Consider the following 15,322-nt stretch of genomic DNA (forward strand, 5'->3'; position numbering starts at 1 on the left):
TTTACTTATCCTGATTAGTCAGAGATTGCACATACCAAGGCATCGCTTGGCTAATACCCTCGTAAATACGATGACTAGGGGCATAACCCAACTTGTTCATCGCCTTACTGATGTCAGCCTGCGAGTGACGTACATCACCGGCACGAAAATCTCGATAAACAGGTGTTTTTATATAAGTAACACTATTGTCTGCCAGTGCGGTTTTGAGTGCATCAAACAAGGTGTTTAGTGAAGTTCTGTCACCCACCGCCACGTTATAAACTTCGTTTTTGGCTTCATCGGTTACCGTAGCTGCAAGAATATTCATTTGCACGGTATTTTCGATATAGCAAAAATCGCGGCTGGTTTCACCATCACCATTAATAAACAGATCTTCATCGTCAATCATGGCAGCGGTCCACTTAGGGATCACAGCTGCATATGCACCGTTAGGATCTTGACGCTTGCCAAATACATTAAAGTAGCGCAAACCGATGCAGTTAAAGCCATAGGTTTTAGCAAATACATCTGCATATAGCTCATTTACATATTTAGTAACAGCATACGGTGAGAGAGGTTTTCCTATAGTGTCTTCAACCTTTGGTAGACCAGGATGGTCACCATAAGTAGAGCTGCTAGCGGCATAGGTAAAACTTTTGACTTCAGCATCCCGCGCGGCAACCAGCATATTTAAGAAGCCGGTGATATTGGCGGCATTGGTGGTGATGGGATCAGCGATAGAGCGAGGGACTGAGCCTAATGCAGCTTGGTGCAGAACGTAATCTACTTTCTTTGGGAGATGAGGGATGGGGGATGAGGGATTAGGGAACACCATGGCACGCTGGCAGTCTTCTAGGTTGCGGATGTCGCCTTCAACAAAATGAAATCGCTGCCACTGTTGGGGCGAAACTAGCGATTGAACTTCGTCTAGATTGTGCTGGTGGCCGGTGGCAAAGTTGTCTAGGCCTACTACGGTTTGATTGAGCTTTAGCAGGTGTTCAAGCAGGTTGGAGCCGATGAAGCCTGCTACGCCGGTGATTAACCAAGTTTTTGGAGTTGCTTGTAGTTCAGCTTTTACTTGTTCATACCGCGTTGCTTCACTTGGGGATGAGGAATCGGTAATCGGGTATGGGGAATCAGGAATGAGGGATGTGGGATTAGTCATGGTTCTCAACTTTTAATTGGTGCTGTATGTTTTTTATGTAAGCCAGTAATTAACCGCGAGGCTTGCTCTATATGTTCTTCAAGCTGGGAATTTTCACTTGCCATACCCAGCTGGGTTGCAATGAGGTATTGAGTTTCTAGCTCACTTAATGAGCCTCTAGCAACACTTAAAAAATAAGCGAATTCTTTTGAACTGCTACGGGCTGCGCCTTCTGCAATATTGGAAGGTACAGAAACTGCCGCCCTTCTCATCTGCGACTGCAGACCATACTTTTCTTCAGTCGGGAAAATAGCTAACCAACGATAAATAATCTTCACTAATTCCATACTGACAGACCAGGCGTGCAGCTTGTAATGCGGTCTTACTGTCATAACAAATCCTTTTGTTACTCTAATTCGGGAATGAGGAATCTGGAATCTGGAATCTGGATTGAGGGATGAGGGATGAGGGATGAGGGAAAAGACACTCAAACCTGAAGGTTCCGCGCTGTTTATATCCTCCTGCTTCCTCATCCCTGTTTTCTATGTATTATCCTACTTCCTCATCCCCCTTCCCTGCTCCCTGTACTTAGCTTTACAAGCGTAAATCGGACTCTTCAGCGCTTAATAGATACTTTAAGTCATATAATATATGTTCTGGTTTACCTAGTGCACGAATAGTATTAACACCCATTTCTTTAAACTCATTGTGGCTAACCGCTAATACCATAGCATCGTAAGCGCTATGTTCTAGCTCTACTACTGGTGTAATACCGTACTCATGCTGTGCTTCTTTCGGGTTAACCCAAGGATCATATACATCAACTTGAATACCGTACTCACCTAGCTCTTTTACGATATCAACCACACGGGTATTACGTAAGTCAGGGCAGTTTTCTTTAAAGGTTAAGCCCATGATCAATACGCGAGCACCTTGCACGTGAATGCGTTTTTTAAGCATAGCTTTAACTAGCTGGCCGACTACATACTCACCCATGCTGTCGTTTAAACGACGACCGGATAAGATAATCTCTGGTTGATAACCAATACTTTGCGCTTTATGGGTAAGGTAATAAGGGTCAACACCGATACAGTGCCCACCAACTAAACCAGGCCGGAACGGTAAAAAGTTCCACTTAGTACCTGCGGCTTCTAATACTGCTTCTGTATCAATATCTAGCTTGTTAAAGATAATGGCCAGCTCGTTTATCAAAGCAATATTTACGTCGCGCTGGGTATTTTCGATTACTTTGGCGGCTTCTGCTACTTTAATACTGGTTGCCTTGTGGGTACCCACGGTAATGATTTCGTTATATAAATCATCAACTAGATCAGCCACTTCTGGCGTAGAGCCAGCCGTTACTTTTTTGATATTTGTAACACGATGCTCTTTATCACCGGGGTTAATGCGCTCTGGGCTATAACCCGCGTAAAAGTCTTGGTTAAATTTAAGGCCAGAAACACGCTCTAATACAGGGACGCAATCGTCCTCAGTCGCGCCGGGGTACACAGTAGATTCATAAATAACAATGTCACCTTTACTCAAAACCTGACCAATTGTTTCTGAGGCTTTGATTAAAGGTGTCAAATCTGGTTGTTTATGCTCGTTAATCGGCGTGGGTACGGTAACTATATAAACATTACAATTTTTTAGATCGTTAATATCTGAGGTATAAGTAAGTTGTGCAGCCTCAGCTAGCTCTGCATCGCTAACTTCAAGCGTACTATCATGGCCATCTTTAAGCGCATCAATACGCGGTTGATTAATATCAAAACCAACAACGGAGCGTTTTTTACCAAATTCAACGGCTAACGGCAAACCAACGTAACCCAAGCCAATTACGGCAACTTTAAGTGTATCCAAACTGTGCATCTATTAACCTATAATGTTGAATGTTGAATGTTGAATGTTGAATGTTGAATGTTGAATGTTGAATGTTGAATGTTGAATGTTGAATGTTGAATGTTGAATTAAAATAAAACTCTAAAGCTATTTTTGCCACGGAATACACGAAAACGCACGGAAAAAACCAGAGAAAATAATCTATATGGTAAGATCTTAAAAATAATATGTACTTTCACTTTTTGCTCCACTTCCGTGTATTCCGTGGCAGAAAGTTATTAAAGGCTAAAACTCCTTGGCCACGGAATACACAGAAGCGCACGGAAAAGTGAAGACTAAACCAAGTGAATCTTATCAGGTAAGATCTTACAACAATAAATATGCATTTTGGACTTTTTCTCTACGTCTGTGTTGTTCCGTGGCGAATCTAGATCTTAAGATTTATATTCGTAATTGTAGTAACCGTAATTGCCGTAAGCAGATGCTTTGCGCTCTACGGCGTTGAAGACGATGCCTTTAACGTTTATGCCATTTTGCTGATAACGACGTTGGGCTACTTCTACTTCTTTAAGCGGGTTTTTAGCAAAGCGGCTAACCATTAGCGTGGTGCCTGCTTGGGCACTGATAATGACTGGATCGGTAACCGCTAAAATTGGCGGCGTATCGATAATGATTAAATCGTACTCTTGCTCAACTTGTGCCAGCAGTTGATTAAAATTGCTGTGCATTAGTAACTCGGACGGATTAGGTGGCACTTGGCCACGAGCCATAAAGTGTAAGTTATTAACTTCTGTGCTGTGTACGGCTTCAGCTAGCGTTAAACGGCCGGTTAGTAACTCAGATAACCCTTGTTCAGCTTGCTTATTGAATATTTTATGCAAGTAGCCTTTACGCATATCCGCATCTATTAACAACACCTTTTGCCCAGCTTGCGCACAAATGGCCGCTAGGTTTGAGCTGATAAAAGACTTACCCACTTCTGGGCTGGGGCCACCAATGGCAATTACCTTGTTATTAGCTTCTAACATGGCAAAGTGCAAACTAGTGCGTAGTGCGCGTAATGATTCTATCGCCAAGTCGGTGGGGTTATAAGCGGCTAACAGCATATTGCCTTGTGTTGCTGCATTTTTACGCTTACTAAAACCGAGCATTTTCTTTTCGTGTGCTTCGCTTAGCGGCACACTGGCGTACACATTCATGCCTGCTTGCTCAAAGTCTTCGGGGTTTTCTACACCACGATTAAGTAAGCCACGCACCAGCACCAAACCCACACTGAACATACCGCCCAGCATAGTCGCCAATACTACGATTAACGGTTTTTTTGGTTTAACGGGTGCGGGGGCAGTAACAGCATCGTCAATAATGCGCACGTTGCCCACGGTGCCCGCTTTAACAATGTTCAGCTCTTGCACTTTGTTTAACAGCTGAATATAAATCTCTTGGCTAACTTCCATGTCGCGCGTTAAACGCAAGATTTCTTGTTGAGTATTGGGCAGATTTTCTACTTTCTCTGACAGCTCATTTTTATCGCGTAGCAAAGACTGCTTTTTTTCTAGCAAAGCTTGATAGCTGGGGTGAGCACGAGTGTATAAGCGGCTTAGCTCAGACTCATTGAACGACAACTCGTTGAGTTGTTTTTCTAGATCCACTAACTGAGTGAGCACGCTTTGGGTTTCTAACCCTAAATCTACGGATTTATTCTGTTGGCGATATTGGTTGAGACGCTCTTCCGCTTTATCCAACTTACCCTTTAACTCTGGTTGTTGGTCAGCTAAAAATTGCAGGCTTTTTTCTGCCTCTGCCGATTGGCGCTGAATATTTTGCAGTAAATATTGCTGCGCCACCGCATTAAGGCTGCTGGTAATTTCTGCGGGATTAGTGCCAGTTAAGCTCAGTTCCAAGATGCCACTGGCTTTGCCTTTTTCGCTCGCGCCTAAGTTGCTCTTAAGTGCGTTAATGGCGTTTAAACGGCTGGCTTTAACTAGGGCGAATTCGGTGTTGGGGCGCGCCACTAAATCGGTAATTAAAACACTAATGCCGCTTTGCTCTGTCAGCTGATTGGCTTGGCCTTGTAGCAGTACTTCACCGCTTTCATTTAATAGCTCAAAGCCCAGCTCGGTGGTGCGCAGCGTTAACGCTTTATTTAACAGATTATTGGGTACATCTAACCGACTAACGTTAATCTGCTCGCCCCCCCACGCGTAGCTGCTGAACATACCGGCATCCGCTGGTTGCTCGCCGGAGTAACGACGCGCCATAAACTTACCGATTAATGGGAAGTAGTTAGGAGTAACTATAATGTCGCGCTTAACTTCGTCTACCGCTGCACCTAAAATTTTGCGCGAGGTAATAATGTTAATTTCCGCCTCGGCGTTACTTTTTTGCGAAAACATATCTGATACATCACCCAGCGCCGACAAACCACCGGATTTTTCTTCTACTTGTAGTAAGGCGTTGGCTTTATATTCCGGCGTAGCCAGCAAAGCATAGGCGACGCCTAACATCATGGCAATAGCAGTAATACTAATGATGATCCATTTGCCATCCATAAGCAGGCCAAACAAACGGCCTAGATCTATTTCATCATCATTTGGCGCTGAGTTAGCAGAGAGAGTGTTAGATTGTTGTGTCATTGCTTACTTCTCAAGATTAAAAGACTAAAGATTTTTTGCCACGGAATACACGGAACAACACGGAAAAAGGCAAAACTAAAATTATTATTGGTAAATACTTATGTAGTATGGTTTCTGTTCGCTCTTGGTGTCTCTCCGCTGAGTTCCGCGTGTTCCGCAGCAGTTTTAGACTTAGGATTAAAGAACGAGGCGTTTTATGGTTGCTTTAGGATGTGTAAAATTTATTAACAAACCAATTTTAATGCCTGTTGCTTTTAAGTAGTTTACAAGTTGTGCGTCAGCCGTTGAATGCAACATAGTTTGAGACTTTAGCTCTAACAACACCATGTTATCTACAACTAGATCAGCTCTATACTCACCTACGACTTGCCCCTTATAAACGACTGATAAAGGCACTTCGGATTCAACAGAAAGTCCTAAATGACGTAATTCATACAATAGTGCGTTCTGGTAAACCGACTCTAAAAATCCGTGCCCTAAGTTCCGGTATACCTCAAATACTGCACCGCGTATTTTATAGGTTAGTGCTTCTTCGTACATAAGAGCCTCCCTGCCCTGCATGCTCAAGAGATCCGAGACCAAAGCTTCTTAGCCACGCCTCTTTGCAACGAGAGTCACGGAAGCGCACGGAAAAGAGACAAGCCACTAAAAACAATTTTATGGTTAGACCTTACAAATAATATGTACTTTCATTTTTTGCTCTACTTCCGTGTTTTTCCGTGTATTCCGTGGCAGATGTAATTTAAAGACTAAAATCTCTCCCGCCACGGAATACACGGAATCGCACGGAAAAATGCAGTTCAAACCAAGTGAACTTTATGGGTAAGATCTTACACAATAAAAGTCTTTTTATGTGTTATTGCTCTACTTCCGTGTCTTTCCGTGTATTCCGTGGCAAAAAAAGGTTTTGATCTTCGCTATTTAGCGAGTTTCTCGGCCCAGAGTTTGCTGTTGTTGGCGATTAGCTGGTAGACGTGCTGGAACGCTTCTTCGCTTTTTTTGTAGGGGTCGGGTATTTCTTGGTTGCTGTTCCATTGGCCGAGCAAGAAGGTTTTGCCGCGGGCTTCGGGGGCTAGCCTAGTGATGCTTTCTTTGTGGCCTTGTTCCATGACCAAAATCACATCCGCTTCTCGGCATAGTTCTTTGGTTAACTGACGAGCACTGTGCGTGGGGCACGCCACATTATGTTGCTCGGCTATTTTTTTAGCCGTGGCGTCTATGTCGTGTCCGACTAATGCGCCCAGGCCTGCGGAGTGTACGGTTTTGTTCGGCAGCGCTTGTTTAAGTAGAAACTCGGCGGTAGGGCTGCGGCAAATATTACCCACACACACCACTAAAATATTATCAAACATGGTAACAATCCAAAATGTTGAATGTTGAATGTTGAATGTTGAATGTTGAATGTTGAATGAAAAGCTAAGATAAACACTCAACACTAAAACCTAGTCCTTTTTGCAACGGAATCCGCTAAATCCACGGAAAATAGGGATCAGATCTGAAATGAAATTTTATGAGTAAGATCGATATATAGTGAAGAGTAAAGACGCAGTTCTTTGGCGTCATACTAAGCTCGCCCCAGTACCTCGTTCTTTGCCCTAAACCAAAAACGAGATCCTGATGTGCATCAGGATGACGACTTAAGTACGAACATCACCCCCTCTGCCGTCTTGCCGGTATCTTGTCTATGCAGTCTTGCCGGGTTCGCCCCGGTATCTCGCCCTTTGATCTAAAAACCAAAAGCGAGATCCTGATGTGCATCAGGATGACGGCTTTTTTAACCCCAATATGATCCCTTTTCGTACTTATCCCATCTTAATTTTTCCGTGGGTTCCGTGGATTCCGTTGCGAAAGGGTTTGAATGTTAGTTTTTGACCTTAACTCAACATTCAACACTCATAATTCAACATTGCTTTTACTCGCCTATGCGTGAGCCGGTGTATACGCCAGATAGAGTAGGGATTAACTGACCGATTACGCGGTTCCAGCGGGCGATGGGGGCGGCGGTTACAAACACGATGTCGCGCTCTTGTAATCTAAAGCTGTCGGCCAGCACCAAGGCGGCGGCGTTTTTGGCATTTAGCTGGTATACATCGGCGATACGACCGCTCTCTTGCGGTGCGCGCCTAAACACAAAGATACCGGTGGCATCTGAGGTAATTTGGCTCATGCCTTCGGCATCGGCCAGTGCTTCGGCCAGGGTTTTGCCGTTGCGGCCCATGGGTAGCGTTTGTTGCTTGCCCACTTCGCCCAGTACAAACACTTTGCTGTCGTCGTTGCGGTTAATGTTGATTACATCATTAGGCTGCAACAAAATGTTTTGGCTTACATCGCCGTCTTTATACAAGTCGCGCAGCGAGAAACGAAAGCTTTGGTCGCCGCGATTCAGCACTACGGTTTGCCAGTCGGCAAATTCAGTAACGCCACCCGCTTTGCTGACTGCATCTATTAACGTAAGAGGGATATTAGTAATAGGCAACGTACCCGGCTTTTCTACTTCGCCGGTGACGTATACCCACTTAGAGCGAAACGCCGCTATGGTGACGTCTACTTGCGGGCTTTCTACATAACGCGCTAGGCGCTGGCTGATCAGGTCACGCACTTCACTGACTTTTAAGCCCGCTACCTGAATGTTACCTATATAGGGGTAGAACATGGTGCCGTCGGTGTGCACCCAGTTACCTGCTTCTTCTGAACTGCGATATTGCCCAGCTGGCGTGGTGAGCTCAGGGTGATCCCATACGGTAACGCTTAATACGTCGCCGGGGCCCACTCGATAATCGTATTCGGCAATTTGTTCACGCAGTGCTAGATCGGTAGCGGGTACCACAGGAGCGGGGGCAGACTGCGCCATAATGGATGCGGCGGTAATGGGGTAAATATCAATCAGCTCACTCAAGTCGTCGTTTTGGTCGTGGTATTGATCCACTACAGTGCCGTATGAGCTAGAGAAATGAGAACCGGGGATCACGGTGCAAGCACTGAGTAGTACTGTGCTTAATACTAAAACTGGAATGGAGTAAGCATATTTCATTAAGTTATATCTACTATTTGATATGTAAGAAACGATATAAAGCAAGCGTACCTAGCGAGCCGTGTGACTATTTTTGGCGCAAGTAAATTACTGCGCTGAAATAAGGGGGATTGCTGCGTAAAGCTGGGTTAACGGAATGAGCTAAGCATTAACTCGTTATTAGCTAAGTGTTAACTCATTATTAGCTAGGCGTTAACTTACTATTGGCTAAGCGTTAACAGGGCACACCCAACTTGGCTTAAAGTAAACAAGTGTTTAAGCGCTTAAAAAACCAACTAATTAATGGTAATAGCCTTAAAAAGGCACGCTACCGCCACAAGGTTGCAGCCCCTCGATGCTGATTCAAAGCTATTTACGCCGTTGATTTTTAAGATTTTTTTATTTAAAAAGCAACGATGATTTTTACTACTTAGCCCCTTCCTCTTAAAGTGCATGGCAATTTAAAATGAGTGACCAAGAAAAATTTGGACGTATGCTAGCATAAAAAAGTGTGATGGGTAGCACCTAACATGACTGAATAAATGCCGCTCTATTAGCATTAGCATTTAATAATGTTGCTTAAGAAAGGCTTTAGATTAAATTTTCGTTACCTAACTGGCTTTTAAATGGTAAATTAGCCGCCATTATGTATCATTTGAATACTTTACTACCGTCGGTTAACTCAGCCCTGCAGCGTGTTGTGCTAGGTTGTAAAACTCATTACTAGGAGAATCAAGATGAAAAAAACAGCTATGGCTTTATTACTGGGTGCAGCTTTTGCTTTGCCCGCACAAGCACAAACAGAAACCGGTACTGGCACTGCAACCGCGACTAGCGGCACGGCAACTACGGGTACTGCAACAACGGGTGCTGCTGCTGGTACTGCGGGTGCGGGCACCGCAGCCGGTGGTGTTGCTGCTGGCACAGCAGTTGGTTTAGGCACGGCCGCGGTGGCTGTGGCAGGCGTTGCTGCTGCCGTAGCGGCGATTGCCGTTGCTGCGTCATCTAGTGGCAGTGATGACAATGGTGGTACCCCTGGTACTACCGGTGGCACTACATCCGGTACCACATCCGGTACTACTACTGGTACTAACTAAGTACTTGAGCTGTTTAACCGCTATTAATTAAGGGGCCTAGCCCCTTTTTATTTGCCTTGTTTTCTTGCTGGTAAAATTTATGAAAACCGCGTTTTATGCAGGCCTTGCTCGGGCTGCAGCCTTAACGGCTGTGTTATTGCTAACGGCCTGTAGCCAAAGAGCTGCCGACATCAATCACACCTTGCGAGTGGCAACCGTGGGCTATAAAGATGCGGTTATCACGAAAGAATACGTGACTGCCCTACCCTATGCCGCCATTCAGTTTAAATGGGGTGATGGCCCACGCGTGTTATCGGCCTTGGCGTTTGCCGAGAATGATGAGCTAAAGTGGGTGACGCAAGATAAAACCATGATAGTCACTCAGCATGGCCGCTTGGTGCGCACATTGGGCTTTAGTCACGATCTCACCTATACCGCCAACATTAATCAAGATCCTTTGCCACAGTTGCTGCAATTATGGCAGCAAGGCAAGCATGAGTTACTGCGCTGGGGCACAGAGCACGACTGGCAACCGGGTTATTACAGTGGCTATCAGGCGATATCTCGCTTTGAATATCGTGGCCAAGAGCAAGTGTCCATTTTGGGTGAGCCCGTCACCTTAATTAAATTTAGTGAGCAAGTGGTTTACCCTAAGCTGAATATTGAACAAGAAAATACCTTTTGGTTAGCTGCCGACACGGGTGTCGTGATTAAAAGCCAACAGTTTATTGGCCCGGGTTTACCGGCGGTAGAAATTACCTTACTTAAGCCTTATCAACCATGAAACATCTAGCTATTAGTATCTTTACGTTATTTTCTACTTTGTTATTACCCAGCCTGTTATTTAACTCACCGTTAGCGGCCACGGCAGAACCTATAACTACCAATCGGGTAAGTATAGTGGTGCGCACTCCGACAACCGCTGACGCTTTGCAGCTGCAATTTAATCAGCCGGTGCGTTGGGAGCAAGTGTTAGGCCAATTACAAGCCGCGGGCTTAGATGCTCGCTGGGGCCAGTTAACTAAGCCGAGTGAACAAGCAAGTCTTGAAATTCAGCGCACCTTGGTGATCACCGATTTACAGGTATTGGGCCAGCGCTGGGCTCGCCAAGGCAAGCATGGCTTGCTACGCAGTAGCGTAGAGCTTATTGCGCAGTTAAAAACGCTGCCCTTAGTGGCGCGCCAGCCAGTCAACCTGGATATTGATCAAGTGCGGCTGCAGGCGCGCCTTAATCCCTTGTTAAGTGGCGCTTACCAATTGCATTTGCCACCCCGTTCTAATGTGGTATGGACTCAAGGCTTAGTGCATTTAGCAGGTAAACGACCTTTTGTGGGCGGTGGTTTTGCTTATGACTATGGCCGGCGCTTAACCTTGCTGCCGGGGGCAGAAAAACAGCAGATTTGGGTTATTCAGCCCGATGGCCAAGTGATGAGCAGCCCCGTTGATCCCTTTGCCCCAGTATTTGTCGGTGTGGCACCGGGGGCCACTTTGTATGTGGGCTTTGCCAGCTTGCCGGCGCAATTTGCCAACCTTAACCAACGCATTATGACTCTTTTTGCCAACCGAGAAATTTAATGAAACAGCCTTTTCATTACAGCGCCCTGGGGTTAGCCATGGCGGCTGTATTACCTGCCCTTGCTTTTGCTGAACCGTTAACGCCCTTTGTGCCCATGCCGTCGCAGTCGGACTTTGGTGGCACAGGGTTGATGCAAATGCCTTCTGCCCGCATGAACAAAGAAGGTGAATTTAGCCTTAACTATTTTGATACCGACCAATATCGGCGGTATTCGTTGTCTTTGCAGTTGTTTCCTTGGTTAGAAACCACCTTTCGCTATGTGGATGTGCGCACACGGCTTTATAGCCCAGATAACAGTTTTAGTGGCGACCAAACCCTTAAAGATAAGGGCATGGACGCCAAGGTAAGATTACTGAAAGAGCGCCAATGGTTGCCGGAGTTCAGCTTAGGCATGCGCGACTTAGGGGGCACTGGCTTATTCGCGTCTGAGTTTTTGGCGGCCAGTAAGCGAGTCGGCCCTTTAGACTTTACCTTAGGCATGGGCTGGGGCTATTTAGGCACCCGCGGTAATATCAGCAATCCGTTTTGCGAAGTGGCAGATGGCTTTTGCACTCGCCCAACAGGCACCTCGGGCAGTGGCGGCAAGTTTGATGCTGACAAAATGTTTAAGGGCCCCGCCGCCTTGTTTGGTGGCGTAGAGTATCAAACGCCTTGGCAACCACTGCGCTTGAAGCTGGAATATGACAGTAACAACTATGTAAATGATAAAGCCGGCACGCTAGACGTAGACTCACCGATTAACGTGGGCGCCGTATACAGAGCCTTTGATTGGCTAGATGTGCATGCCGGCCTAGAGCGTGGTAATACGCTCAATTTAGGCATTACTATGCGCACTAACTTTAACGAGCTTACGCCAAGTTGGAACGACGTGCCCCCTCCTGAATATGCGTTTACGTCTGACGAAAGTGTTGATGTAAACCAAGAATATGTCGTGCTCACTCTCGCACCCGAGCAAGCCGACTGGGGCCGTTTGCAGCAAGACTTAGCCAGTAATGCGGGCTATAGAAATGCCGAGATTTATCGCACGAATAATGAACTGATTATTAAGGCCGAACAGCGTAAGTATCGTGACCGTGATGAAGCTCAACAACGCGCGGCCATGCTGTTGGCTAATCAGGTGCCCGCAGATATTGAAACGGTACATTTAATTGAGCAGAAAAAAGGTTTACCGCTCATTGAGCAAACCTTTGATATGCCCGCCCTGCGCTTGGCGGCCAACAATGCTTATGTGGGCGCTGAGCTAGGCGATGCTTTTAGTACGCACGAACCGGGTAATTACCAAAGCGCCACTGTGGTGGCTGAGGCCAATAATCGGCTGCGCTTTGGTGTGTCACCGGTATTGCAACAGTCGTTTGGTGGCCCAGAATCGTTTTATATGTATCAGATTGGTTTGCTGGGTGATGTAGAAGCTAACATAACGGATCATTGGCTGGCTTCTGCTGCCTTATATGTGAACTTGCTAGATAACTACGACAAGTTGGATGAAGAGTATCGTGGCCAAGTACAGGTGTTACCGCCGGTGCGTACTGATATCCGAAAATACGTGAAAGATACTCCAGTGCGGCTGGAGAACTTGCAGCTAACTTGGCTGGATCGAGTGGCACCTAATTGGTATGCCCAAGGTTACGGCGGTTATTTAGAGCTGATGTTTGCCGGTGTGGGGGGTGAAGTTTTGTATCGCCCTAGCGATACTAATTGGGCGCTGGGTGCCAACGCCAACTGGGTAAAGCAACGTGACTATGACTCCCAAACGGGTTTATTAGATTATTCTGTTAAAACCGGCCACGTGAGCGCCTACTACGACATGCCTGGACTGAAGAACACCCTGCTGCAAGTGCATGCTGGCCAATATTTAGCCGGTGACAAAGGTGCCACTTTTGATATTTCGCACAAGTTTGACAGCGGTGTTATTGCCGGCGCATTTGCCACTTTCACTAATGTGTCGAGCGAGGATTTTGGTGAAGGCAGCTTTAATAAGGGTTTTTATCTGTCGATCCCATTCGACATTATGACGCTTAGCCCCAGCACCAGCCGCGCGAATATCAACTGGGTTCCGCTCACCCGAGACGGTGGCCAGATGCTAGGCCGCAGATACAACCTTTATGGCCTAGCCGATGTTAGAGCGCCGTATTATGGGCTTTAAATTCAGTAAAGTGTGATGTGTTAAGAGTAAAGTGGACGACCTAAAACACCGCATAGAAAACTGAAAGTTAAATCAAAAAGCCCCGAATCAGATGACTCGGGGCTTTTTATTGGCGGTGAAGCCCAAAAGATCATCTTTGCCGCTTTTGTAGGCGAACGCTTGCTCTCGCATTTCGCCAAGGGCGGAACGATTTAAACCGCCGCGCATATTCAAACCAACACACCCCTTGTAGGCGAACGTTCACTCTCGCATTGCGCCAAGGGCGGAACGATTTAAACCGCCGCGCATATTCAAAATAAAACCGCGAGAACAAGTGTTCGCCTACAACACAATCGATATTGGTCTAGGCTAATCGCCTGCCCCGATAAAATACAACTAAACTGATGGGCATCTCATGCCCAACTTCAAGGATGATGTATGACCTACCACAACGCCCTAACCGGTAGAATATCGATTCCTTTACAAATCTATCACATCACCATTTGCACTCATCAACGCACACCGTTATTTAGGCAATTACGAACGGGACGCATGGTGGTGCAAGAGCTAAAATACATCCAAGATTATAAATATGCTGATTCTCTGGCATGGGTGATCATGCCAGACCATCTACATTGGTTAATGCAACTGAACGAGACGGCATCTTTATCTAGCGTATTAAAACGCTTTAAAGGCCGAACAACCTCGGTGGTGAATAGACACCTACAGAGAACAGGTGCTCTTTGGCAAAAAGGGTTTAACGAGCATGCATTGCGAAAAGAGGAAGACATAAAGCAAATTGCCCGCTATATAGTGGCTAATCCACTAAGAGCTAACTTAGTAAGCAAAGTTGGCGATTACCCACTCTGGGATGCGATATGGCTATAACACGGCGAATATTGATATAAAAAGCTATTTGTAGGCGAACGCTAAACTCTCGCATTTTGCCAAGGGCGGGATGGTTTAAACCGCGCGTACATTCAAACTAACATCGCCCTTGTAGGCGAACGCTTGCTCTCGCATTTCGCCAAGGGCGGAACTATTTAGCCACCAAGCCCCTCAGACCCAACACCGCGAGAACAAATGTTCGCCTACAACACAAGCGTCCTTTGCCTATCTGGGTGCCAAACTCTCGCATTTAGCCGAAAGCGGAATGGTTTAAAGTCCACTCAATCGGTGTTTTACCTTGCTGTTGTAACAGCGCGTTGGTTTTTGAAAAGTGTTGGCAGCCAAAAAAGCCGCGGTAGGCGGATAAGGGGCTGGGGTGAACGGCGGTGAGGATATGATGGCGCTCGGTATCTATTGCCGCGCCCTTTTTCTGGGCGTGACTGCCCCACAGTAAAAACACCACGCCTTCGCATTGCTCATTCACCGTTTGAATGACCTTGTCGGTAAAGGTCTCCCAACCTAACTTGGCATGAGAATGCGCCTTACCTGCTGCTACTGTGAGCACGGTATTAATCATCAAGACGCCCTGCTCGGCCCACGCCGTTAAGTAGCCGTGATCTGGCGTAACAAAGCCTTCTATATCAGTGGTCAATTCTTTGTACATATTACGCAATGAGGGTGGCACCTTTACGCCTGGCAATACCGAAAAGCACAAGCCATGGGCTTGGTTAGGCCCGTGATAAGGGTCTTGGCCGAGTATCACCACCTTAACCTGGTTAAGCGGTGTGAGGGCAAAGGCATTGAATACCTCTAGAGCAGGCGGATAAATCACCTTACCCGCAGCCCGCTCTTGCTCAACAAATTCTAGGGTTTGCTGAAGGTAAGCCTGTTGTTGTTCTTGTTCGATGAGTTGCTGCCAGGTTAACGCCATTGGGATCCTTAGAGAGCTGAGATAAACATTTAAAGATTTCTTCGCCACGGAATACACGGAAACGCACGGAAAAATGAAGACCAACGCAAGAGATTTTTATGGGTAAGACCTTACAAAATAA

At 46.2% G+C, this 15,322-nt stretch carries 13 protein-coding genes; 5 read left to right on the forward strand and 8 right to left on the reverse strand.

What is annotated here, in order from left to right; all coding sequences use genetic code 11:
• Position 1: 1 nt before the first annotated feature.
• The 7 genes from CBP31_RS03435 to CBP31_RS03470 form a co-directional block, all read right to left on the reverse strand.
• The gene (locus CBP31_RS03435) at positions 2-1,144 is read right to left on the reverse strand and encodes an NAD-dependent epimerase/dehydratase family protein (RefSeq protein WP_087034876.1); all 1,143 of its coding nucleotides are present in this window, start codon (positions 1,142-1,144) and stop codon (positions 2-4) included.
• Positions 1,145-1,149: 5 nt separating this feature from the next.
• Positions 1,150-1,515, reverse strand: coding sequence for a four helix bundle protein (locus CBP31_RS03440; RefSeq protein ID WP_087034877.1), 366 nt, complete (start codon positions 1,513-1,515; stop codon positions 1,150-1,152).
• A gap of 202 nt (positions 1,516-1,717) precedes the next feature.
• Entirely contained in the window at positions 1,718-2,995 is a 1,278-nt protein-coding gene (gene tviB / locus CBP31_RS03445; protein ID WP_087034878.1) for a Vi polysaccharide biosynthesis UDP-N-acetylglucosamine C-6 dehydrogenase TviB, read from the reverse strand.
• Between the two features lie 404 nt (positions 2,996-3,399).
• Positions 3,400-5,598 (reverse strand): polysaccharide biosynthesis tyrosine autokinase, encoded by a 2,199-nt coding sequence (locus tag CBP31_RS03455; RefSeq protein ID WP_087034879.1) that lies wholly within the window; start codon positions 5,596-5,598, stop codon positions 3,400-3,402.
• 177 nt (positions 5,599-5,775) lie between these two features.
• Complete coding sequence (locus tag CBP31_RS03460) at positions 5,776-6,138, reverse strand: GxxExxY protein (RefSeq protein WP_227875124.1); 363 nt, start codon at positions 6,136-6,138, stop codon at positions 5,776-5,778.
• A 377-nt stretch (positions 6,139-6,515) separates the two neighbouring features.
• Complete coding sequence (locus CBP31_RS03465) at positions 6,516-6,950, reverse strand: low molecular weight protein-tyrosine-phosphatase (RefSeq protein WP_087034881.1); 435 nt, start codon at positions 6,948-6,950, stop codon at positions 6,516-6,518.
• Between the two features lie 560 nt (positions 6,951-7,510).
• Positions 7,511-8,629, reverse strand: a complete 1,119-nt coding sequence (locus CBP31_RS03470; RefSeq protein ID WP_087034882.1) for a polysaccharide export protein — start codon at positions 8,627-8,629, stop codon at positions 7,511-7,513.
• A 716-nt stretch (positions 8,630-9,345) separates the two neighbouring features.
• On the opposite strand from CBP31_RS03470, the gene CBP31_RS15500 reads away from it, so the two are divergent.
• The 5 genes from CBP31_RS15500 (at position 9,346) to CBP31_RS03495 (ending at position 14,270) form a co-directional block, all read left to right on the forward strand.
• Positions 9,346-9,705, forward strand: a complete 360-nt coding sequence (locus tag CBP31_RS15500; protein WP_151898775.1) for a hypothetical protein — start codon at positions 9,346-9,348, stop codon at positions 9,703-9,705.
• Positions 9,706-9,784: 79 nt separating this feature from the next.
• Complete coding sequence (locus tag CBP31_RS03480; protein ID WP_087034884.1) at positions 9,785-10,468, forward strand: YjbF family lipoprotein; 684 nt, start codon at positions 9,785-9,787, stop codon at positions 10,466-10,468.
• Positions 10,465-11,259 (forward strand): capsule biosynthesis GfcC D2 domain-containing protein, encoded by a 795-nt coding sequence (locus tag CBP31_RS03485; RefSeq protein ID WP_087034885.1) that lies wholly within the window; start codon positions 10,465-10,467, stop codon positions 11,257-11,259. Before CBP31_RS03480 ends, CBP31_RS03485 begins: the two co-directional genes overlap by 4 nt.
• Positions 11,259-13,403: a YjbH domain-containing protein gene (locus CBP31_RS03490; RefSeq protein WP_087034886.1), complete on the forward strand. Its 2,145-nt coding sequence runs from the start codon at positions 11,259-11,261 to the stop codon at positions 13,401-13,403. The genes CBP31_RS03485 and CBP31_RS03490 overlap by 1 nt, the downstream gene beginning before the upstream one ends.
• Before the next feature lie 417 nt (positions 13,404-13,820).
• Positions 13,821-14,270: an REP-associated tyrosine transposase gene (locus CBP31_RS03495; RefSeq protein ID WP_087034887.1), complete on the forward strand. Its 450-nt coding sequence runs from the start codon at positions 13,821-13,823 to the stop codon at positions 14,268-14,270.
• Positions 14,271-14,520: 250 nt separating this feature from the next.
• Here CBP31_RS03495 and ung read toward each other — a convergent pair whose 3' ends face one another.
• Entirely contained in the window at positions 14,521-15,201 is a 681-nt protein-coding gene (gene ung, locus CBP31_RS03500; RefSeq protein ID WP_087034888.1) for a uracil-DNA glycosylase, read from the reverse strand.
• Positions 15,202-15,322: the final 121 nt, after the last annotated feature.

It is taken from the genome of Oceanisphaera profunda, assembly GCF_002157895.1.
GTDB lineage: Bacteria > Pseudomonadota > Gammaproteobacteria > Enterobacterales > Aeromonadaceae > Oceanimonas > Oceanimonas profunda.

Bases quoted from the DNA above. Each gene is read 5' to 3' on its own strand.
- CBP31_RS03470 (WP_087034882.1), bottom strand. From the start codon at position 8,629: ATGAAATATGCTTACTCCATTCCAGTTTTAGTATTAAGCACAGTACTA.
- CBP31_RS15500 (WP_151898775.1), top strand. From the start codon at position 9,346: ATGAAAAAAACAGCTATGGCTTTATTACTGGGTGCAGCTTTTGCTTTG.
- CBP31_RS03440 (WP_087034877.1), bottom strand. From the start codon at position 1,515: ATGACAGTAAGACCGCATTACAAGCTGCACGCCTGGTCTGTCAGTATG.
- CBP31_RS03495 (WP_087034887.1), top strand. From the start codon at position 13,821: ATGACCTACCACAACGCCCTAACCGGTAGAATATCGATTCCTTTACAA.
- CBP31_RS03465 (WP_087034881.1), bottom strand. From the start codon at position 6,950: ATGTTTGATAATATTTTAGTGGTGTGTGTGGGTAATATTTGCCGCAGC.
- tviB (WP_087034878.1), bottom strand. From the start codon at position 2,995: ATGCACAGTTTGGATACACTTAAAGTTGCCGTAATTGGCTTGGGTTAC.
- CBP31_RS03480 (WP_087034884.1), top strand. From the start codon at position 9,785: ATGAAAACCGCGTTTTATGCAGGCCTTGCTCGGGCTGCAGCCTTAACG.
- CBP31_RS03490 (WP_087034886.1), top strand. From the start codon at position 11,259: ATGAAACAGCCTTTTCATTACAGCGCCCTGGGGTTAGCCATGGCGGCT.
- CBP31_RS03485 (WP_087034885.1), top strand. From the start codon at position 10,465: ATGAAACATCTAGCTATTAGTATCTTTACGTTATTTTCTACTTTGTTA.
- CBP31_RS03435 (WP_087034876.1), bottom strand. From the start codon at position 1,144: ATGACTAATCCCACATCCCTCATTCCTGATTCCCCATACCCGATTACC.
- CBP31_RS03455 (WP_087034879.1), bottom strand. From the start codon at position 5,598: ATGACACAACAATCTAACACTCTCTCTGCTAACTCAGCGCCAAATGAT.
- ung (WP_087034888.1), bottom strand. From the start codon at position 15,201: ATGGCGTTAACCTGGCAGCAACTCATCGAACAAGAACAACAACAGGCT.
- CBP31_RS03460 (WP_227875124.1), bottom strand. From the start codon at position 6,138: ATGTACGAAGAAGCACTAACCTATAAAATACGCGGTGCAGTATTTGAG.